32 protein-coding genes and 1 pseudogene are annotated in these 16,261 nt (G+C 49.0%); 31 read left to right on the top strand and 2 right to left on the bottom strand.

Annotated elements, in window-relative coordinates:
- A pseudogene (locus tag JK216_RS16500) lies at positions 1 to 76 on the top strand (elongation factor Tu); the annotation flags it as partial.
- Positions 77 to 250: 174 nt separating this feature from the next.
- Here the strand turns inward: JK216_RS16500 and JK216_RS16495 are convergent.
- On the bottom strand, positions 251 to 1,051 hold the full coding sequence (locus tag JK216_RS16495) for an A24 family peptidase (protein ID WP_212712122.1): 801 nt from the start codon (positions 1,049 to 1,051) through the stop codon (positions 251 to 253).
- 356 nt (positions 1,052 to 1,407) lie between these two features.
- Here JK216_RS16495 and rpsJ point away from each other — a divergent pair, with 356 nt between their 5' ends.
- The 30 genes from rpsJ to JK216_RS16345 all read left to right on the top strand — a co-directional run bounded on the left by rpsJ (position 1,408) and on the right by JK216_RS16345 (position 15,773).
- On the top strand, positions 1,408 to 1,719 hold the full coding sequence (rpsJ, locus tag JK216_RS16490; RefSeq protein ID WP_001181005.1) for a 30S ribosomal protein S10: 312 nt from the start codon (positions 1,408 to 1,410) through the stop codon (positions 1,717 to 1,719).
- Between the two features lie 31 nt (positions 1,720 to 1,750).
- Positions 1,751 to 2,377 carry a 50S ribosomal protein L3 gene (rplC, locus tag JK216_RS16485; protein WP_212709472.1) on the top strand — a complete coding sequence of 209 codons (627 nt, stop codon included), beginning with the start codon at positions 1,751 to 1,753 and terminating at the stop codon, positions 2,375 to 2,377.
- 10 nt (positions 2,378 to 2,387) lie between these two features.
- On the top strand, positions 2,388 to 2,993 hold the full coding sequence (rplD, locus tag JK216_RS16480; RefSeq protein WP_212709473.1) for a 50S ribosomal protein L4: 606 nt from the start codon (positions 2,388 to 2,390) through the stop codon (positions 2,991 to 2,993).
- Positions 2,990 to 3,292 carry a 50S ribosomal protein L23 gene (gene rplW / locus JK216_RS16475; RefSeq protein ID WP_087486829.1) on the top strand — a complete coding sequence of 101 codons (303 nt, stop codon included), beginning with the start codon at positions 2,990 to 2,992 and terminating at the stop codon, positions 3,290 to 3,292. The genes rplD and rplW overlap by 4 nt, the downstream gene beginning before the upstream one ends.
- Before the next feature lie 17 nt (positions 3,293 to 3,309).
- On the top strand, positions 3,310 to 4,131 hold the full coding sequence (gene rplB, locus JK216_RS16470; protein ID WP_212709474.1) for a 50S ribosomal protein L2: 822 nt from the start codon (positions 3,310 to 3,312) through the stop codon (positions 4,129 to 4,131).
- Between the two features lie 16 nt (positions 4,132 to 4,147).
- Positions 4,148 to 4,426 (top strand): 30S ribosomal protein S19, encoded by a 279-nt coding sequence (gene rpsS, locus JK216_RS16465; RefSeq protein ID WP_001138115.1) that lies wholly within the window; start codon positions 4,148 to 4,150, stop codon positions 4,424 to 4,426.
- Between the two features lie 14 nt (positions 4,427 to 4,440).
- Positions 4,441 to 4,773 carry a 50S ribosomal protein L22 gene (gene rplV / locus JK216_RS16460; RefSeq protein WP_038016596.1) on the top strand — a complete coding sequence of 111 codons (333 nt, stop codon included), beginning with the start codon at positions 4,441 to 4,443 and terminating at the stop codon, positions 4,771 to 4,773.
- A 17-nt stretch (positions 4,774 to 4,790) separates the two neighbouring features.
- Positions 4,791 to 5,492, top strand: coding sequence for a 30S ribosomal protein S3 (gene rpsC, locus JK216_RS16455; protein ID WP_038016598.1), 702 nt, complete (start codon positions 4,791 to 4,793; stop codon positions 5,490 to 5,492).
- A gap of 12 nt (positions 5,493 to 5,504) precedes the next feature.
- The gene (gene rplP, locus JK216_RS16450; protein ID WP_025902045.1) at positions 5,505 to 5,915 is read left to right on the top strand and encodes a 50S ribosomal protein L16; all 411 of its coding nucleotides are present in this window, start codon (positions 5,505 to 5,507) and stop codon (positions 5,913 to 5,915) included.
- The gene (rpmC, locus tag JK216_RS16445; protein WP_025902044.1) at positions 5,915 to 6,106 is read left to right on the top strand and encodes a 50S ribosomal protein L29; all 192 of its coding nucleotides are present in this window, start codon (positions 5,915 to 5,917) and stop codon (positions 6,104 to 6,106) included. The genes rplP and rpmC overlap by 1 nt, the downstream gene beginning before the upstream one ends.
- Positions 6,106 to 6,360, top strand: a complete 255-nt coding sequence (rpsQ, locus tag JK216_RS16440) for a 30S ribosomal protein S17 (protein ID WP_038016601.1) — start codon at positions 6,106 to 6,108, stop codon at positions 6,358 to 6,360. The genes rpmC and rpsQ overlap by 1 nt, the downstream gene beginning before the upstream one ends.
- 168 nt (positions 6,361 to 6,528) lie before the next feature.
- Complete coding sequence (gene rplN, locus JK216_RS16435) at positions 6,529 to 6,900, top strand: 50S ribosomal protein L14 (protein ID WP_025902042.1); 372 nt, start codon at positions 6,529 to 6,531, stop codon at positions 6,898 to 6,900.
- Positions 6,901 to 6,910: 10 nt separating this feature from the next.
- Entirely contained in the window at positions 6,911 to 7,225 is a 315-nt protein-coding gene (gene rplX / locus JK216_RS16430) for a 50S ribosomal protein L24 (protein ID WP_212709475.1), read from the top strand.
- A gap of 14 nt (positions 7,226 to 7,239) precedes the next feature.
- Positions 7,240 to 7,779, top strand: coding sequence for a 50S ribosomal protein L5 (gene rplE / locus JK216_RS16425; RefSeq protein ID WP_038016606.1), 540 nt, complete (start codon positions 7,240 to 7,242; stop codon positions 7,777 to 7,779).
- Positions 7,780 to 7,793: 14 nt separating this feature from the next.
- Positions 7,794 to 8,099, top strand: coding sequence for a 30S ribosomal protein S14 (rpsN, locus tag JK216_RS16420; RefSeq protein WP_025902039.1), 306 nt, complete (start codon positions 7,794 to 7,796; stop codon positions 8,097 to 8,099).
- 33 nt (positions 8,100 to 8,132) lie between these two features.
- A complete protein-coding gene (rpsH, locus tag JK216_RS16415; protein WP_212709476.1) occupies positions 8,133 to 8,525 on the top strand; it encodes a 30S ribosomal protein S8 in 393 nt (130 codons plus the stop codon).
- 12 nt (positions 8,526 to 8,537) lie between these two features.
- Positions 8,538 to 9,071 carry a 50S ribosomal protein L6 gene (rplF, locus tag JK216_RS16410; RefSeq protein ID WP_212709477.1) on the top strand — a complete coding sequence of 178 codons (534 nt, stop codon included), beginning with the start codon at positions 8,538 to 8,540 and terminating at the stop codon, positions 9,069 to 9,071.
- Positions 9,072 to 9,080: 9 nt separating this feature from the next.
- Complete coding sequence (rplR, locus tag JK216_RS16405) at positions 9,081 to 9,434, top strand: 50S ribosomal protein L18 (protein ID WP_038016613.1); 354 nt, start codon at positions 9,081 to 9,083, stop codon at positions 9,432 to 9,434.
- 14 nt (positions 9,435 to 9,448) lie between these two features.
- On the top strand, positions 9,449 to 9,949 hold the full coding sequence (gene rpsE, locus JK216_RS16400; RefSeq protein WP_025902035.1) for a 30S ribosomal protein S5: 501 nt from the start codon (positions 9,449 to 9,451) through the stop codon (positions 9,947 to 9,949).
- Between the two features lie 5 nt (positions 9,950 to 9,954).
- Positions 9,955 to 10,134, top strand: coding sequence for a 50S ribosomal protein L30 (gene rpmD / locus JK216_RS16395; protein ID WP_004846568.1), 180 nt, complete (start codon positions 9,955 to 9,957; stop codon positions 10,132 to 10,134).
- 3 nt (positions 10,135 to 10,137) lie between these two features.
- Positions 10,138 to 10,572 (top strand): 50S ribosomal protein L15, encoded by a 435-nt coding sequence (rplO, locus tag JK216_RS16390; RefSeq protein WP_212709478.1) that lies wholly within the window; start codon positions 10,138 to 10,140, stop codon positions 10,570 to 10,572.
- Between the two features lie 8 nt (positions 10,573 to 10,580).
- On the top strand, positions 10,581 to 11,912 hold the full coding sequence (secY, locus tag JK216_RS16385; protein ID WP_212709479.1) for a preprotein translocase subunit SecY: 1,332 nt from the start codon (positions 10,581 to 10,583) through the stop codon (positions 11,910 to 11,912).
- A gap of 32 nt (positions 11,913 to 11,944) precedes the next feature.
- Positions 11,945 to 12,061: a 50S ribosomal protein L36 gene (gene rpmJ, locus JK216_RS16380; RefSeq protein WP_004160566.1), complete on the top strand. Its 117-nt coding sequence runs from the start codon at positions 11,945 to 11,947 to the stop codon at positions 12,059 to 12,061.
- Positions 12,062 to 12,207: 146 nt separating this feature from the next.
- Positions 12,208 to 12,564: a 30S ribosomal protein S13 gene (gene rpsM / locus JK216_RS16375; RefSeq protein ID WP_038016625.1), complete on the top strand. Its 357-nt coding sequence runs from the start codon at positions 12,208 to 12,210 to the stop codon at positions 12,562 to 12,564.
- Between the two features lie 16 nt (positions 12,565 to 12,580).
- Positions 12,581 to 12,970 carry a 30S ribosomal protein S11 gene (gene rpsK, locus JK216_RS16370; RefSeq protein WP_004160563.1) on the top strand — a complete coding sequence of 130 codons (390 nt, stop codon included), beginning with the start codon at positions 12,581 to 12,583 and terminating at the stop codon, positions 12,968 to 12,970.
- Positions 12,971 to 13,003: 33 nt separating this feature from the next.
- Positions 13,004 to 13,624 (top strand): 30S ribosomal protein S4, encoded by a 621-nt coding sequence (gene rpsD / locus JK216_RS16365; RefSeq protein ID WP_212709480.1) that lies wholly within the window; start codon positions 13,004 to 13,006, stop codon positions 13,622 to 13,624.
- A gap of 26 nt (positions 13,625 to 13,650) precedes the next feature.
- Complete coding sequence (gene rpoA / locus JK216_RS16360; RefSeq protein ID WP_038016634.1) at positions 13,651 to 14,640, top strand: DNA-directed RNA polymerase subunit alpha; 990 nt, start codon at positions 13,651 to 13,653, stop codon at positions 14,638 to 14,640.
- Positions 14,641 to 14,680: 40 nt separating this feature from the next.
- Positions 14,681 to 15,067: a 50S ribosomal protein L17 gene (gene rplQ, locus JK216_RS16355; RefSeq protein ID WP_038016637.1), complete on the top strand. Its 387-nt coding sequence runs from the start codon at positions 14,681 to 14,683 to the stop codon at positions 15,065 to 15,067.
- Positions 15,068 to 15,166: 99 nt separating this feature from the next.
- Positions 15,167 to 15,544 carry a DnaJ family domain-containing protein gene (locus JK216_RS16350; protein WP_212712121.1) on the top strand — a complete coding sequence of 126 codons (378 nt, stop codon included), beginning with the start codon at positions 15,167 to 15,169 and terminating at the stop codon, positions 15,542 to 15,544.
- Positions 15,545 to 15,554: 10 nt separating this feature from the next.
- Positions 15,555 to 15,773: a ribosome alternative rescue factor ArfA gene (locus JK216_RS16345; RefSeq protein ID WP_212709482.1), complete on the top strand. Its 219-nt coding sequence runs from the start codon at positions 15,555 to 15,557 to the stop codon at positions 15,771 to 15,773.
- Positions 15,774 to 15,799: 26 nt separating this feature from the next.
- Here the strand turns inward: JK216_RS16345 and mscL are convergent, their stop codons facing one another.
- Complete coding sequence (gene mscL, locus JK216_RS16340) at positions 15,800 to 16,195, bottom strand: large-conductance mechanosensitive channel protein MscL (protein ID WP_212709483.1); 396 nt, start codon at positions 16,193 to 16,195, stop codon at positions 15,800 to 15,802.
- Positions 16,196 to 16,261: the final 66 nt, after the last annotated feature.

Genomic DNA, 16,261 nt, shown 5'->3' with positions numbered 1-16,261 from the left:
TGACGGTCTGCGTTTCGCAATCCGTGAAGGTGGTCGTACTGTAGGTGCTGGTGTTGTTGCTAAAGTTATCGCTTAATTGTTGATAGTTTAGCTTCATCAGTCAGAAAGGGCGCTTCGGCGCCCTTTTTCATTTCTGTTATTTAGCCGGAATATATAAACTACGTGGCAATAAACCGGCTGTAATGAATCAGTACAGCATGCCCGCATGTGATCAGCAGGGCAGGGATACAGAATGATCTCCGGATACAAATTAAAGCACAGGCGAATAGTTAAAGGCTGCGCTGACAATAAACCATCCCCATCCCGCAATTGCCAGATAAAAACCCAGAGGCAGCGGGGTATTTTTCTGCAGACTGACCCTGAGTCTCCCCTGACAGCACAGGGTGGACAGAGCCAGCAGGGTAGCAACCACAATGATGCCCGCTAACGCCTGCCAGCCACACCACGCACCGAGAGCTGCCAGCAGTTTCATATCTCCGCCGCCAATACCCTCTGTATTCCGCCAGTAACGATAGAGATAATTGATGATCAGCAGGGAGCTATAACCGGCACAGATGCCGGCTATCCTTGCGTCGAGAGACAGGGCCGGAAAACAGGCAGCAAACAGTAATCCACTGCATAGCACTGTAAAGACCAGACTATCGGGGAGCAGCAGGTAGCGTCTGTCAATGTCAGCAAGGATGGACAGCAACGCACTGAAGATAACAGTAGCGAACCATGGGAGAATATCCGGCAGTGCAAGACCGGCAATAATACCGGCTATCCCGCCGCCGGCCTCGAACAGCAGCAAGCGGGGCGGCAGGGGATGACGGCAATAGCGGCAGCGGCTCCGTAATACCAGAAAGCTGATCACCGGTAACAGTTCAAACCAGCGAAGCCGGTGGTGACAGACAGCGCACTCAGAGTACGGGCTGCAGATTATGCGGCATTGCCGGCGAAATGACATCCATGGCCGGTAGCGATCGCTGACCAGCCCGCAAAAGCTGCCAGCGATAGTCCCGAATAAAAAAGCGAACAGCAGTAACATAATCTCAGGCCGGTGATGCATCATTCCATAATTCTGTCTGACAAGCACGGAGGGGCGATAACCCGATTAATCTGTTCTGCAGGGGGCTTCTGATGTTAGTGATGAAAATTACGGCTGATAATCTATAAGCGCAGCTAAATTCGCATTTATACTGTTCAGAAACGCATCACCCCTTGCTAATCGCCAGAATATACGTATAATGCGCGGGCTTGCTGAAATTAGCAGCGCGATTCGAGCAGAATCGCAGGCACGCGATTTGTGTTGCCTGACAATACTCCCGATTGGGGAGTTATATGCTGAACGATTACACTCCCCCATCAATCGTAATGGGTGTGAGGAGTAATTATTTTTGTTTATAAAATGTTTGGAGCTCTGGTCTCATGCAGAACCAAAGAATCCGTATCCGTCTTAAAGCGTTTGATCATCGTCTGATCGATCAATCAACCGCGGAAATCGTTGAGACTGCCAAGCGCACTGGTGCGCAGGTCCGTGGTCCAATCCCGCTGCCGACTCGTAAAGAGCGCTTTACCGTTCTGATTTCTCCGCACGTTAACAAAGATGCGCGCGATCAGTACGAAATTCGCACTCACAAACGTCTGGTTGACATCGTTGAGCCAACTGAAAAGACCGTTGATGCTCTGATGCGTCTGGATCTGGCTGCCGGTGTTGATGTGCAGATCAGCCTGGGCTAATCAGGTTTCGAGCGATTAAGAGGTTGATACAATGATTGGATTAGTCGGTAAGAAAGTGGGAATGACCCGTATCTTCACTGAAGATGGCGTTTCTATCCCTGTAACCGTAATCGAAGTTGAAGCAAACCGCGTTACTCAGGTCAAAGGCCTGGAGAACGATGGTTACCAGGCTATTCAGGTGACTACCGGTGCTAAAAAAGCAAGCCGTGTAGCTAAACCTGAAGCAGGTCATTTTGCTAAAGCTGGCGTAGAAGCTGGCCGTGGTCTGTGGGAATTCCGCACCGAAGGTGAAGAATATACCGTTGGCCAGAGCATCAGTGTTGATATCTTCGCTGAAGTTAAAAAAGTAGACGTAACTGGCACCTCTAAAGGTAAAGGTTTCGCAGGTACCGTTAAGCGCTGGAACTTCCGTACCCAGGACGCTACCCACGGTAACTCCTTGTCACACCGCGTACCGGGTTCTATCGGTCAGAACCAGACTCCGGGCAAAGTGTTTAAAGGCAAGAAAATGGCAGGTCACCTGGGTAACGAACGTGTAACCGTTCAGAGCCTGGAAGTCGTTCGCGTTGATGCCGAGCGCAACCTGCTGCTGGTTAAAGGTGCAGTTCCCGGTGCTACCGGAAGCGACCTGATTGTTAAACCAGCTGTGAAGGCGTAAGGGGATAGCAATGGAATTAGTATTGAAAGACGCGCAGAGCGCGCTGACTGTTTCCGAAACTACCTTCGGTCGTGATTTCAACGAAGCGCTGGTTCACCAGGTTGTTGTTGCTTATGCAGCAGGCGCCCGTCAGGGTAGCCGTGCGCAGAAAACTCGCGCAGAAGTCACTGGCTCTGGTAAAAAACCATGGCGCCAGAAAGGCACCGGCCGCGCTCGTGCAGGTTCTGCGAAGAGCCCAATCTGGCGTTCAGGTGGTGTGACTTTTGCTGCACGGCCTCAGGACCACAGTCAAAAAGTTAACAAAAAGATGTACCGCGGAGCGCTGAAAAGCATTCTGTCTGAACTGGTACGTCAGGAACGTTTGATCGTTGTTGAACAGTTCTCTGTAGAAGCGCCTAAAACTAAGCTGCTGGCTCAGAAACTGAAAGACATGGCTCTGGAAGATGTGCTGATCATCACCGGTGAACTGGATGAAAATCTGTTCCTGGCTGCACGTAACCTGTTCAAGGTTGACGTACGTGATGCAGCGGGCATTGACCCAGTTAGCCTGATCGCCTTCGACAAAGTCGTTATGACTGCTGATGCAGTTAAGCAAGTTGAGGAGATGCTGGCATGATCCGTGAAGAACGTCTGCTGAAAGTCGTGCGCGCGCCGCACGTTTCTGAAAAAGCATCTGCTGCGATGGAAAAAACAAATACCATCGTTCTCAAAGTTGCAAAAGATGCGACCAAAGCAGAGATCGTTGCTGCCGTAGAAAAGCTGTTCGAAGTTGAAGTTAAAGACGTAAACACCCTGGTTGTTAAAGGGAAAGTTAAGCGTCACGGACAGCGTGTTGGTCGTCGTAGCGACTGGAAAAAAGCTTACGTCACCCTGAAAGAAGGCCAGAATCTGGACTTCGTCGGCGGCGCAGAGTAAGTCGGAGGAGAGAAACAATGGCAATTGTTAAATGTAAACCGACATCTCCGGGTCGTCGCCACGTAGTTAAAGTGGTGAACCCTGAGCTGCACAAGGGCAAACCTTTTGCTCCGCTGCTGGAAAAAAACAGCAAAAGCGGTGGCCGTAATAATAACGGTCGTATCACTACCCGTCATATCGGTGGTGGTCATAAGCAGGCTTACCGTATTGTTGACTTCAAACGCAACAAAGATGGTATCCCGGCTATCGTTGAACGTCTTGAGTACGATCCGAACCGCTCTGCAAATATTGCACTGGTTCTGTACAAAGATGGTGAACGCCGTTATATCCTGGCTCCAAAAGGTTTAAAAGCTGGCGACCAGATTCAGTCTGGCGTTGATGCTGCGATTAAAGCAGGTAACACCCTGCCGATGCGTAACATCCCGGTAGGTTCAACTGTACATAACGTAGAAATGAAACCAGGCAAAGGCGGTCAGATTGCTCGCTCTGCTGGTACTTACGTGCAGATCGTTGCACGTGATGGTTCCTACGTCACCCTGCGTCTGCGTTCAGGTGAAATGCGTAAAGTCGAAGCTGACTGCCGCGCAACACTGGGCGAAGTCGGTAACGCTGAGCATATGCTGCGCGTTCTGGGTAAAGCAGGTGCAACTCGCTGGCGTGGTGTTCGTCCTACCGTTCGCGGTACTGCGATGAACCCAGTCGATCACCCGCACGGTGGTGGTGAAGGTCGTAACTTTGGTAAGCACCCGGTAACTCCGTGGGGCGTTCAGACCAAAGGTAAGAAGACCCGCAGCAACAAGCGTACTGATAAATTCATCGTACGTCGCCGTAGCAAATAATTTTAGAGGATAAACCATGCCACGTTCTCTCAAGAAAGGTCCTTTTATTGACCTGCACTTGCTGAAGAAGGTAGAGAAAGCGGTGGAAAGCGGTGACAAGAAGCCCCTGCGCACCTGGTCCCGTCGTTCAACGATCTTTCCAAACATGATCGGTTTGACCATCGCTGTCCATAATGGTCGTCAGCATGTACCTGTCTTTGTTTCCGACGAAATGGTCGGTCACAAGCTGGGTGAATTTGCGCCGACTCGTACTTATCGCGGTCACGCGGCTGATAAAAAAGCCAAGAAGAAATAAGGTAGGAGGAAGAGATGGAAACTATCGCTAAACATCGCCATGCTCGTTCTTCTGCTCAGAAGGTTCGCCTGGTTGCGGATCTTGTACGCGGTAAGAAAGTGTCGCAGGCTCTGGATATCCTGACCTATACCAATAAGAAAGCAGCCTTACTGGTTAAGAAAGTCCTGGAATCTGCCATTGCTAACGCCGAACACAACGATGGCGCTGACATCGACGATCTGAAAGTCGCGAAAATTTTCGTCGACGAAGGCCCTAGCATGAAGCGTATTATGCCGCGTGCTAAAGGTCGTGCAGATCGCATCCTGAAGCGCACCAGCCACATTACTGTGGTTGTGTCCGATCGCTGAGACTCTGGAGACTAGCAATGGGTCAGAAAGTACATCCTAATGGTATTCGTCTGGGTATTGTAAAACCCTGGAACTCTACCTGGTTCGCAAATACCAACGAATTCGCTGACAACCTGGACAGCGATTTTAAAGTACGTCAGTTCCTGAACAAAGAACTGGCAAAAGCGTCTGTATCTCGTATCGTTATCGAGCGTCCGGCTAAAAGCATCCGTGTGACTATTCACACTGCTCGCCCTGGTATCGTTATCGGTAAGAAAGGTGAAGACGTAGAAAAACTGCGTAACGTCGTCGCGAAAATCGCTGGCGTTCCTGCGCAAATCAATATCGCCGAAGTCCGTAAACCGGAACTGGACGCTAAATTGGTTGCTGACAGCATCACTTCACAGCTGGAACGTCGCGTTATGTTCCGTCGTGCGATGAAGCGTGCTGTACAGAACGCAATGCGTCTGGGCGCTAAAGGTATCAAAGTTGAAGTAAGCGGCCGTCTTGGCGGTGCTGAAATCGCGCGTACCGAATGGTACCGTGAAGGTCGTGTTCCGTTGCACACACTGCGTGCGGATATCGATTACAACACCTCTGAAGCGCACACCACTTATGGTGTAATCGGCGTTAAGGTATGGATCTTCAAAGGTGAGATCCTGGGTGGTATGGCTGCTGTTGAACAACCGGAAAAACCGGCTGCGCAACCTAAAAAGCAGCAGCGTAAAGGCCGTAAGTAAGGAGAGTCGCTGATGTTACAACCAAAGCGTACAAAATTCCGTAAAGTGCATAAAGGCCGTAACCGCGGTCTGGCTGCTGGTACGGATATTAGCTTCGGTACTTTCGGTCTGAAAGCTGTTGGCCGTGGTCGTCTGACTGCCCGTCAGATCGAAGCAGCACGTCGTGCTATGACCCGTGCAGTTAAGCGTCAAGGTAAAATTTGGATCCGTGTATTCCCGGACAAACCAATTACTGAGAAGCCGCTTGAAGTTCGTATGGGTAAAGGTAAGGGTAACGTAGAGTATTGGGTTGCCCTGATCCAGCCTGGTAAAGTCCTGTATGAAATGGACGGTGTATCAGAAGAGCTGGCCCGTGAGGCATTCAAGCTGGCAGCAGCAAAACTGCCTATCAAAACCACCTTTGTAACTAAGACGGTGATGTAATGAAAGCAACTGAGCTGCGTGAAAAAAGTGTTGAAGAGCTGAACACTGAGCTGCTTAACCTGCTGCGTGAGCAGTTTAACCTGCGCATGCAGGCAGCATCCGGACAGCTGCAGCAGACCCATCTGCTGAAGCAAGTTCGCCGTGATGTTGCACGCGTTAAGACTTTACTGACTGAGAAGGCGGGTGCGTAATGACCGATAAAATCCGTACTCTGCAAGGTCGTGTTGTTAGTGACAAAATGCAGAAATCTGCGGTTGTCGCTATCGAACGTTTCGTGAAACACCCGATTTACGGTAAATTCATTAAGCGTACGACTAAGCTGCACATCCATGACGAGAACAATGAATGTGGCACTGGTGACGTGGTAATTATCCGCGAATGCCGTCCACTGTCCAAGACTAAGTCCTGGACGCTTGTACGCGTTGTGGAAAAAGCGGTTCTGTAATAGAATCTCTTTTCTGTGAAAAATAGATGAACGACTCGTCTGAGTCGTTCATTTTTTCTACCCATCTACGAGAACCGGTGTTATAATGCCGCGCCCTCGATAATGGGGCTTTTAATCGACCTGAAAGTTAGGTCCCGAAGTAGTAGTTGACATTAGCGGAGCACTAAAATGATCCAAGAACAGACTATGCTGAACGTCGCCGACAACTCCGGTGCACGTCGCGTAATGTGTATCAAGGTTCTGGGTGGCTCGCACCGTCGCTACGCAGGCGTTGGCGACATTATTAAAGTTACCATCAAGGAAGCAATTCCTCGTGGTAAAGTTAAGAAAGGTGACGTCCTGAAGGCGGTAGTGGTGCGCACCAGGAAGGGTGTTCGTCGCCCTGACGGTTCTGTCATTCGCTTCGATGGTAATGCATGCGTTATTTTAAACAATAACAGCGAGCAACCCGTCGGAACGCGTATTTTTGGGCCGGTAACTCGTGAACTTCGTACTGAAAAGTTCATGAAAATTATCTCTCTGGCACCTGAAGTACTCTAAGGAGCGAATCATGGCAGCGAAAATCCGTCTTAACGACGAAGTTATCGTGCTTACCGGCAAAGATAAAGGTAAACGCGGTAAAGTAAAAAATGTTTTGTCTTCCGGCAAAGTCATCATTGAAGGTATCAACCTGGTTAAGAAACATCAGAAGCCGGTTCCGGCCCTGAACCAGCCAGGTGGCATCGTTGAAAAAGAAGCTGCAATTCAGGTTTCTAACGTTGCAATTTTCAATGCGGCATCCGGCAAGGCTGACCGTGTAGGCTTTAGATTCGAAGACGGTAAAAAAGTCCGTTTCTTCAAGTCTAACAGCGAAACTATCAAGTAATTTGGAGTAGTACGATGGCGAAACTGCATGATTACTACAAAGACGAAGTAGTTAAGAAACTCATGACTGAGTTTAACTACAATTCAGTCATGCAAGTCCCTCGGGTCGAGAAGATTACCCTGAACATGGGTGTGGGTGAAGCGATCGCTGACAAGAAACTGCTGGATAATGCAGCAGCAGACCTGGCAGCAATCTCCGGTCAAAAACCGCTGGTCACCAAAGCACGCAAATCAGTTGCAGGCTTCAAAATCCGTCAGGGCTATCCGATCGGCTGTAAAGTTACCCTGCGTGGCGAACGTATGTGGGAGTTTCTTGAGCGCCTGATCATCATTGCTGTACCTCGTATCCGTGACTTCCGTGGTTTATCTGCGAAGTCTTTCGACGGTCGTGGTAACTACAGCATGGGTGTCCGTGAGCAGATCATCTTCCCAGAAATCGACTACGATAAAGTCGATCGCGTCCGTGGTTTGGATATTACCATTACCACTACTGCGAAATCTGATGATGAAGGCCGTGCTCTGCTGGCAGCCTTTGACTTCCCATTCCGCAAGTAAGGTAGGGTAAATTCATGGCTAAGCAATCTATGAAAGCACGCGAAGTTAAGCGTGTAAAACTAGCAGACAAGTTCTTCGCGAAACGCACTGAACTGAAAGCGATCATCTCTGATGTGAACGCTTCTGACGAAGATCGTTGGAATGCTGTTCTTAAGCTTCAGGCTCTGCCGCGTGATTCCAGCCCGTCCCGTCAGCGTAACCGCTGCCGCCAAACTGGCCGTCCACATGGCTATGTAGGTAAGTTCGGGTTGAGCCGCATCAAGTTACGTGAAGCCGCTATGCGCGGTGAAGTACCTGGCTTGAAAAAGGCTAGCTGGTAATTGTCACCAATTGAATCACGGGAGTAAAGACTGATGAGCATGCAAGATCCGATCGCGGATATGCTGACCCGTATCCGTAACGGTCAGGCCGCGAACAAAGTTGCGGTCACCATGCCTTCCTCCAAGCTGAAAGTGGCAATTGCCAACGTGCTGAAGGAAGAAGGTTACATTGAAGAATTTAAAATCGAAGGCGACGCTAAGCCTGAACTGGAATTAACTCTTAAGTATTTCCAGGGCAAGGCAGTAGTAGAAAGCATTCAGCGAGTAAGCCGTCCAGGTCTGCGCATTTATAAAGGCAAAGACGAACTGCCAAAAATCATGGCAGGGATGGGTATCGCAGTTGTTTCTACTTCAAAAGGTGTTATGACTGATCGTGCAGCGCGCCAGGCTGGTCTTGGCGGCGAAATTATCTGCTACGTAGCGTAATCGGAGGATAGAATGTCTCGTGTTGCTAAAGCACCTGTCGTTATTCCTGCGGGCGTAGAGGTAAAACTCAACGGTCAGGAAATTTCGATCAAAGGTAAAAACGGCGAGCTGGCTCGTACTATCAATAAAGCGGTTGAAGTTAAGCAGGCTGACAACGCACTGACTTTCGCGCCACGCGAAGGCTTTGCTGACGGCTGGGCACAGGCAGGTACTGCTCGTGCATTGCTGAACTCAATGGTTATCGGTGTTACCGAAGGCTTCACCAAGAAGCTGCAGCTGGTTGGTGTTGGTTATCGTGCGGCTGTTAAAGGCAATGCAGTTAACCTGTCCCTGGGCTTTTCTCACCCTGTGGAACATCAGCTGCCTGCAGGAATCACTGCTGAATGTCCGATTCAGACTGAAATCGTGCTGAAAGGCGCTGATAAGCAGGTGATCGGCCAGGTAGCAGCTGACTTGCGCGCCTACCGTCGTCCTGAGCCTTATAAAGGCAAGGGTGTCCGTTACGCCGACGAAGTCGTGCGTACCAAAGAGGCTAAGAAGAAGTAAGGTAACACTATGGATAAGAAATCTGCTCGTATCCGTCGTGCGACCCGTGCACGTCGCAAGCTCAAAGAGCTGGGTGCTACTCGCCTGGTGGTACATCGTACCCCGCGTCATATTTACGCACAGGTAATCGCTCCGAACGGTTCCGAAGTTCTGGTTGCTGCTTCTACTGTAGAAAAAGCTATCACTGAACAACTGAAGTACACTGGAAACAAAGATGCTGCCATTGCTGTTGGTAAAGCTATCGCTGAACGTGCTGTCGAGAAAGGTATCACTACCGTTTCTTTCGACCGTTCTGGTTTCCAATATCATGGTCGTGTCCAGGCACTGGCAGATGCTGCCCGTGAAGCTGGCCTTCAGTTCTAAGGTAGAGGTCTAAGATGTCACACATCGAGAAACAAGCTGGCGAACTGCAGGAAAAACTGATCGCGGTTAACCGTGTATCTAAAACCGTTAAAGGTGGTCGTATCTTCTCCTTCACAGCTCTGACTGTTGTTGGTGATGGTAATGGTCGCGTTGGTTTTGGTTACGGTAAAGCGCGTGAAGTTCCAGCAGCTATCCAGAAAGCGATGGAAAAAGCCCGTCGCAACATGGTAAATGTCGCGCTGAATAACGGTACCCTGCAACACCCGGTTAAAGGTGTTCACACAGGTTCTCGCGTATTCATGCAGCCGGCTTCAGAAGGTACGGGTATCATTGCCGGTGGTGCAATGCGTGCGGTTCTGGAAGTCGCCGGGATTCATAACGTTCTGGCTAAAACCTATGGTTCTACTAACCCGATCAACGTGGTTCGTGCAACTATTGATGGCCTGAGCAATATGAATTCTCCTGAGATGGTCGCTGCTAAGCGTGGTAAAACCGTCGAAGAAATTCTGGGGTAATTATCATGGCAAAGACTATTAAGATTACTCAAACCCGTAGTGCAATCGGTCGTCTGCCTAAACATAAGGCAACACTGCTTGGCCTGGGTCTGCGTCGCATTGGTCATACTGTAGAACGTGAGGATACTCCTGCGGTTCGCGGTATGGTTAACGCGGTTTCCTACATGGTTAAAGTGGAGGAGTAAGAGATGCGTTTAAATACTCTGTCTCCGGCCGAAGGGTCTAAGCACGCTTCCAAACGTTTGGGTCGTGGTATTGGTTCCGGTCTCGGAAAAACCGGTGGTCGTGGTCACAAAGGTCAGAACTCACGTTCTGGTGGTGGCGTACGTCGCGGTTTCGAGGGTGGCCAGATGCCTTTATACCGTCGTCTGCCAAAATTTGGCTTTACTTCTCGCAAAGCAATGGTTACAGCCGAAGTTCGTCTGTCTGACCTGGCGAAAGTAGAAGGCGGTATTGTTGACCTGAACACGCTGAAAGCAGCTAACATTATCGGAATTCAGATTGAATTCGCGAAAGTTATCCTGTCTGGCGAAGTTTCTGCTCCGGTAACGGTTCGTGGTCTGCGTGTCACCAAAGGTGCTCGTGCCGCAATCGAAGCTGCTGGCGGTAAAATTGAGGAATAAGTGAGCTGATGGCTAAACAACCAGGATTAGATTTTCAAAGTGCCAAGGGCGGTATCGGTGAACTAAAGCGCAGACTTCTGTTTGTAATAGGTGCACTGATTGTCTTCCGTATTGGCTCTTTTATTCCAATCCCTGGTATTGATGCCACAGTCCTTGCCAAACTGCTTGAACAACAGCGTGGCACCATCATTGAAATGTTTAACATGTTCTCTGGTGGTGCTCTGAGCCGTGCTTCGATCTTTGCTCTGGGTATTATGCCGTATATTTCGGCATCGATTATTATCCAGCTGCTGACGGTGGTTCATCCGGCGTTAGCGGAAATAAAGAAAGAAGGGGAGGCTGGACGTCGTAAGATAAGCCAGTATACCCGCTACGGTACGTTAGTGTTGGCAATATTCCAGGCCGTGGGCATTGCCACCGGTCTGCCGAATATGCCTGGTATGCAAGGCCTGGTGATGAATCCGGGCTTTGCATTCTACTTTACTGCTGTTGTGAGCCTGGTGACCGGGACAATGTTCCTGATGTGGCTGGGTGAGCAGATTACTGAACGAGGTATCGGTAACGGTATTTCGATCATTATTTTTGCCGGTATTGTTGCGGGTTTACCGCAGGCCGTAGGCCACACTATCGAGCAAGCGCGGCAAGGTGACCTGAACTTCCTCCTGTTGCTGTTGGTTGCAGTTCTTGTATTTGCAGTGACTTTCTTTGTTATTTTCGTTGAACGTGGTCAACGCCGCATTGTGGTAAACTACGCTAAACGTCAACAAGGTCGTCGTGTATACGCTGCACAGAGCACACATTTACCGTTGAAAGTAAATATGGCAGGCGTTATTCCGGCTATTTTTGCTTCCAGCATCATCCTGTTTCCGGCGACAATTGCGTCCTGGTTCGGGGGCGGTACCGGTTGGAACTGGCTGACAACTATTTCGATGTATTTACAGCCAGGTCAGCCGCTTTATGTGCTACTCTATGCGACTGCAATCATCTTCTTCTGTTTCTTCTACACGGCGTTGGTTTTCAACCCACGTGAAACAGCAGATAACCTGAAGAAGTCTGGTGCATTCGTACCGGGAATTCGTCCGGGAGAGCAAACGGCCAGGTATATCGATAAGGTAATGACGCGTTTAACTCTGGTTGGCGCTTTGTATATTACTTTTATCTGTCTGATCCCGGAGTTCATGCGTGAGGCGATGAATGTCCCCTTCTACTTCGGCGGTACTTCACTGCTGATTGTAGTTGTCGTCATCATGGACTTTATGGCTCAAGTGCAAACTCTGATGATGTCGAGTCAGTATGAGTCTGCATTGAAGAAAGCAAACCTGAAAGGCCAAGGCCGTTAATTCAGGAGCTTGAGAAGTTACGGAGAGTAAAAATGAAAGTTCGTGCTTCCGTCAAGAAATTATGTCGTAACTGCAAAATCATCCGTCGCGACGGTGTTGTACGTGTGATTTGCAGTGCCGAGCCTAAGCATAAACAGCGCCAGGGCTGATTTTTTCGCATATTTTTCTTGCAAAGTCGGGTTGAGCTGGCTAGATTAGCCAGCCAATCTTTTGTATGTTAATGCGTTCCCATTTGAGTATCCTGAAAACGGGCTTTTCGGAATGGAACGCAGTTAATAAGTAATAGGAGTGCATAGTGGCCCGTATAGCAGGCATTAACATTCCTGATCATAAACACACCGTTATCGCATTAACTGCGATCTTCGGTATCGGTAAAACCCGTTCTAAGGCGATTTGTGCCTCTACGGGTATTGCTGAAGATGTTAAGATCAGTGAGCTGTCTGAAGAACAGATTGAACAACTGCGTGAAGCAGTTGGCAAATTCGTTGTTGAAGGTGATCTGCGTCGTGAAGTTACCCTGAGCATCAAGCGTCTTATGGACCTTGGTTGCTACCGTGGTTTGCGTCATCGTCGTGGTCTTCCGGTTCGCGGTCAGCGTACCAAGACCAATGCACGTACCCGTAAGGGTCCGCGCAAACCGATCAAGAAATAATCGGGGTGGGTAAATAATGGCAAAGGCACCAGTTCGTGCACGTAAGCGTGTAAGAAAACAAGTCTCAGATGGCGTGGCTCATGTCCATGCGTCTTTTAACAACACCATCGTTACCATTACTGATCGTCAGGGTAACGCACTGGGTTGGGCAACTGCCGGTGGTTCCGGTTTCCGTGGTTCTCGTAAATCTACGCCGTTCGCTGCTCAGGTTGCTGCAGAGCGCTGCGCAGAAGCTGTGAAAGATTACGGTATTAAGAATCTGGAAGTTATGGTTAAGGGTCCGGGTCCGGGTCGCGAATCAACTATTCGTGCTCTGAACGCCGCTGGTTTCCGCATCACTAATATTACTGATGTGACTCCGATCCCTCACAACGGTTGTCGTCCGCCGAAAAAACGTCGCGTATAACGCCCCGTTTTTTAGGTAAGTTGGAGAAAGAAAATGGCAAGATATTTGGGTCCTAAGCTCAAGCTGAGCCGTCGTGAGGGCACTGACTTATTCCTTAAGTCTGGTGTTCGCGCGATCGATACCAAGTGTAAGATTGAACAAGCCCCTGGTCAGCATGGTGCGCGTAAACCGCGTCTGTCTGATTACGGCGGTCAGTTACGTGAGAAGCAGAAAGTTCGTCGTATCTACGGTGTTCTGGAGCGTCAATTCCGTAACTATTATAAAGAAGCAGCTCGTCTGAAAGGCAACACAGGTGAAAACCTGCTGGTTCTGCTGGAAGGCCGTCTGGATAACGTAGTTTATCGTATGGGCTTTGGTGCCACTCGTGCTGAAGCACGTCAGCTGGTTAGCCATAAAGCTGTTATGGTAAATGGCCGCGTTGTTAACATCGCTTCTTATCAGGTTTCTCCGAATGATGTTGTCAGCATCCGTGAGAAAGCCAAAAAGCAATCTCGCGTGAAAGCCGCTCTGGAGCTGGCTGAACAGCGTGAAAAGCCAACCTGGCTTGAAGTTGATGCAGCGAAGATGGAAGGTGTGTTCAAGCGTCAGCCTGAACGTACAGATCTGTCTGCGGACATTAACGAGCACCTGATCATCGAGCTTTACTCTAAATAAAGCTTGAGTACCAAAGAGAGGACACAATGCAGGGTTCTGTGACAGAGTTTCTAAAACCGCGCCTGGTAGATATCGAGCAAGTGAGTTCGACGCACGCCAAGGTGACCCTTGAGCCTTTAGAGCGTGGCTTTGGCCATACTCTGGGTAATGCACTGCGCCGTATTCTGCTTTCTTCCATGCCGGGTTGCGCGGTGACCGAGGTTGAAATTGATGGTGTACTTCATGAGTACAGCACCAAAGAGGGAGTACAGGAAGATATCCTGGAAATCCTGCTCAACCTGAAAGGGCTGGCGGTGAGAGTTCAGGGTAAAGATGAAGTCATTCTGACCCTGAATAAATCTGGCATTGGCCCTGTGACTGCAGCCGATATCACCCATGATGGTGATGTCGAAATCGTCAAGCCACAGCATGTAATTTGCCACCTGACTGATGAAAACGCTTCTGTTAGTATGCGTATCAAAATTCAGCGTGGTCGTGGTTATGTGCCGGCTTCTGCCCGAATTCATTCGGAAGAAGATGAGCGCCCGATTGGTCGTTTATTAGTCGATGCTTGCTACAGCCCTGTAGATCGTATTGCCTACAATGTTGAAGCAGCTCGTGTTGAGCAACGTACCGACCTGGACAAGCTGGTCATCGAAATGGAAACCAACGGCACAATCGATCCTGAAGAGGCGATTCGTCGTGCGGCAACCATCCTGGCAGAACAACTGGACGCTTTTGTTGACTTACGTGATGTACGTCAGCCAGAAGTTAAAGAAGAGAAACCAGAATTCGATCCGATCTTGCTGCGCCCTGTTGACGATCTGGAATTGACTGTCCGCTCTGCTAACTGCCTTAAGGCAGAAGCTATCCACTACATCGGTGATCTGGTACAACGTACTGAGGTTGAGCTTCTTAAGACGCCTAACCTTGGGAAAAAATCTCTTACCGAGATCAAAGACGTGCTGGCTTCGCGTGGACTGTCACTGGGCATGCGCCTGGAAAACTGGCCACCGGCAAGCATTGCTGATGAGTAACCGGATCACAGGTTAAGGTTTCACTGAGAAGGATAAGGTCATGCGCCATCGTAAGAGTGGTCGTCAACTGAACCGTAACAGCAGCCATCGCCAGGCTATGTTCCGTAACATGGCTGGTTCATTGGTTCGTCATGAGATCATCAAGACGACTCTGCCGAAAGCCAAAGAGCTGCGTCGTGTAGTTGAGCCGCTGATTACTCTTGCCAAGACCGACAACGTAGCTAATCGTCGTCTGGCATTCGCACGTACTCGTGATAACGAGATCGTTGCAAAACTGTTTAATGAACTGGGCCCGCGTTTCGCGAGCCGTGCAGGTGGTTACACTCGTATTCTGAAGTGTGGCTTCCGCGCTGGAGACAACGCTCCGATGGCATACATCGAGCTGATTGATCGTCCGGAAGTTCAGGCAGAAGCAACTGCAGAGTAATTTGCAGAAATTAAAAGACCCGCTACGGCGGGTTTTTTATTGTCTGAACAAAAGTGAAGTGCAAAACTGTGATATCAGAGACGACACGGGAGATGTTTCATGTGGCTGATTGACCAACTGGCGGAACGGCATATTCAGGCAGCACTGAATAAGGGGGAGCTTTCCGGGCTTAGCGGCGAAGGTAAACCACTTCAGCTTGATGATGACAGCCAGATTCCTCAGGAATTACGTACCGCTTACCGGTTATTAAAGAATTCGGGTTATCTGCCTCCTGATCTGGAAGCAAGGCGCGAAGCTCTTGAACTGGCAGATCTTTTGCAACACCTGGATCCTGATGATCATCAGGCCGCTGAATATCATAAACAGCTGCGTCTGCTGGAGTTGAAACTACATCAGGCAGGTCTGAGCACAGAATTTCTTTATGATCGTCACTATGGCGATACTATTATCCGGAATTTAAAGGGCAAAACTGAATAAAGGAAAAGATATGAGTACCTATCGACATCGCAAAGGTGTTATTGCTGATAATGCACTGCAGGCATTGCTTTATGATCCTCTGTTCAGGCAGAGAAGAGAGAACAATAAAAAAGGAAAAGGAAGTTACCGGCGTAAAACCAGGGATAACCGTCAGTGCGGAGAGAGTAATGAAAAAAATATTTTTCATTACTCTCTTTTTTTTAATAAAAAAAAGCCGCTATATCATTGATATAACGGCTTACTTTTAGCCGGTAATTATTTTTTTTCTTTTAATAAATCACGGATTTCTGTCAGCAAGACTTGTTCAGCACTCGGTCCTTTTGCTGCAGGTTCTGCTTTTTTATACAGTTTGTTCATCATTTTTATCGCGATAAAAATCGCAAACGCAACAATCACAAAATCAAAAACAGATTGCAGAAAAACACCATATCCCATGACAACCGCTGGCGTCGTACCATCGGCGGCTTTCAGTACCCACTTGAATTGACTGAAATCGACTCCGCCAATCAGCAGCCCCAATGGCGGCATAATAATATTCGCGACCAGTGAAGAGACAATTTTACCGAAGGCTGCACCGATGATGACACCGACAGCAAGGTCAACAACATTTCCACGCATGGCAAAATCGCGAAATTCTTTGAAAAAACTCATATTATCCCCTGATCTAAAACTAAGTAGTTCTGTTTACGTTAACTATGATATTAGTTAATTAGTGCT

The organism is Tatumella sp. JGM94, from assembly GCF_018257595.1.
Lineage (GTDB): Bacteria > Pseudomonadota > Gammaproteobacteria > Enterobacterales > Enterobacteriaceae > Tatumella > Tatumella punctata.
This window is presented reverse-complemented; position numbering and strand designations above follow the sequence as displayed.

Bases quoted from the DNA above. Each gene is read 5' to 3' on its own strand.
- rpsK (WP_004160563.1), top strand. From the start codon at position 12,581: ATGGCAAAGGCACCAGTTCGTGCACGTAAGCGTGTAAGAAAACAAGTC.
- JK216_RS16345 (WP_212709482.1), top strand. From the start codon at position 15,555: ATGAGTACCTATCGACATCGCAAAGGTGTTATTGCTGATAATGCACTG.
- rpsJ (WP_001181005.1), top strand. From the start codon at position 1,408: ATGCAGAACCAAAGAATCCGTATCCGTCTTAAAGCGTTTGATCATCGT.
- rpsN (WP_025902039.1), top strand. From the start codon at position 7,794: ATGGCTAAGCAATCTATGAAAGCACGCGAAGTTAAGCGTGTAAAACTA.
- rpsE (WP_025902035.1), top strand. From the start codon at position 9,449: ATGTCACACATCGAGAAACAAGCTGGCGAACTGCAGGAAAAACTGATC.
- rplE (WP_038016606.1), top strand. From the start codon at position 7,240: ATGGCGAAACTGCATGATTACTACAAAGACGAAGTAGTTAAGAAACTC.
- rpmC (WP_025902044.1), top strand. From the start codon at position 5,915: ATGAAAGCAACTGAGCTGCGTGAAAAAAGTGTTGAAGAGCTGAACACT.
- rpsD (WP_212709480.1), top strand. From the start codon at position 13,004: ATGGCAAGATATTTGGGTCCTAAGCTCAAGCTGAGCCGTCGTGAGGGC.
- JK216_RS16495 (WP_212712122.1), bottom strand. From the start codon at position 1,051: ATGATGCATCACCGGCCTGAGATTATGTTACTGCTGTTCGCTTTTTTA.
- rpsC (WP_038016598.1), top strand. From the start codon at position 4,791: ATGGGTCAGAAAGTACATCCTAATGGTATTCGTCTGGGTATTGTAAAA.
- rplO (WP_212709478.1), top strand. From the start codon at position 10,138: ATGCGTTTAAATACTCTGTCTCCGGCCGAAGGGTCTAAGCACGCTTCC.
- rplR (WP_038016613.1), top strand. From the start codon at position 9,081: ATGGATAAGAAATCTGCTCGTATCCGTCGTGCGACCCGTGCACGTCGC.
- rpmD (WP_004846568.1), top strand. From the start codon at position 9,955: ATGGCAAAGACTATTAAGATTACTCAAACCCGTAGTGCAATCGGTCGT.
- secY (WP_212709479.1), top strand. From the start codon at position 10,581: ATGGCTAAACAACCAGGATTAGATTTTCAAAGTGCCAAGGGCGGTATC.
- rpsQ (WP_038016601.1), top strand. From the start codon at position 6,106: ATGACCGATAAAATCCGTACTCTGCAAGGTCGTGTTGTTAGTGACAAA.
- rplV (WP_038016596.1), top strand. From the start codon at position 4,441: ATGGAAACTATCGCTAAACATCGCCATGCTCGTTCTTCTGCTCAGAAG.
- rplD (WP_212709473.1), top strand. From the start codon at position 2,388: ATGGAATTAGTATTGAAAGACGCGCAGAGCGCGCTGACTGTTTCCGAA.
- rplN (WP_025902042.1), top strand. From the start codon at position 6,529: ATGATCCAAGAACAGACTATGCTGAACGTCGCCGACAACTCCGGTGCA.
- rplW (WP_087486829.1), top strand. From the start codon at position 2,990: ATGATCCGTGAAGAACGTCTGCTGAAAGTCGTGCGCGCGCCGCACGTT.
- rplC (WP_212709472.1), top strand. From the start codon at position 1,751: ATGATTGGATTAGTCGGTAAGAAAGTGGGAATGACCCGTATCTTCACT.
- rpmJ (WP_004160566.1), top strand. From the start codon at position 11,945: ATGAAAGTTCGTGCTTCCGTCAAGAAATTATGTCGTAACTGCAAAATC.
- rpoA (WP_038016634.1), top strand. From the start codon at position 13,651: ATGCAGGGTTCTGTGACAGAGTTTCTAAAACCGCGCCTGGTAGATATC.
- rplB (WP_212709474.1), top strand. From the start codon at position 3,310: ATGGCAATTGTTAAATGTAAACCGACATCTCCGGGTCGTCGCCACGTA.
- rpsH (WP_212709476.1), top strand. From the start codon at position 8,133: ATGAGCATGCAAGATCCGATCGCGGATATGCTGACCCGTATCCGTAAC.
- mscL (WP_212709483.1), bottom strand. From the start codon at position 16,195: ATGAGTTTTTTCAAAGAATTTCGCGATTTTGCCATGCGTGGAAATGTT.
- rplP (WP_025902045.1), top strand. From the start codon at position 5,505: ATGTTACAACCAAAGCGTACAAAATTCCGTAAAGTGCATAAAGGCCGT.
- rplQ (WP_038016637.1), top strand. From the start codon at position 14,681: ATGCGCCATCGTAAGAGTGGTCGTCAACTGAACCGTAACAGCAGCCAT.
- rpsS (WP_001138115.1), top strand. From the start codon at position 4,148: ATGCCACGTTCTCTCAAGAAAGGTCCTTTTATTGACCTGCACTTGCTG.
- JK216_RS16350 (WP_212712121.1), top strand. From the start codon at position 15,167: ATGTGGCTGATTGACCAACTGGCGGAACGGCATATTCAGGCAGCACTG.
- rplF (WP_212709477.1), top strand. From the start codon at position 8,538: ATGTCTCGTGTTGCTAAAGCACCTGTCGTTATTCCTGCGGGCGTAGAG.
- rplX (WP_212709475.1), top strand. From the start codon at position 6,911: ATGGCAGCGAAAATCCGTCTTAACGACGAAGTTATCGTGCTTACCGGC.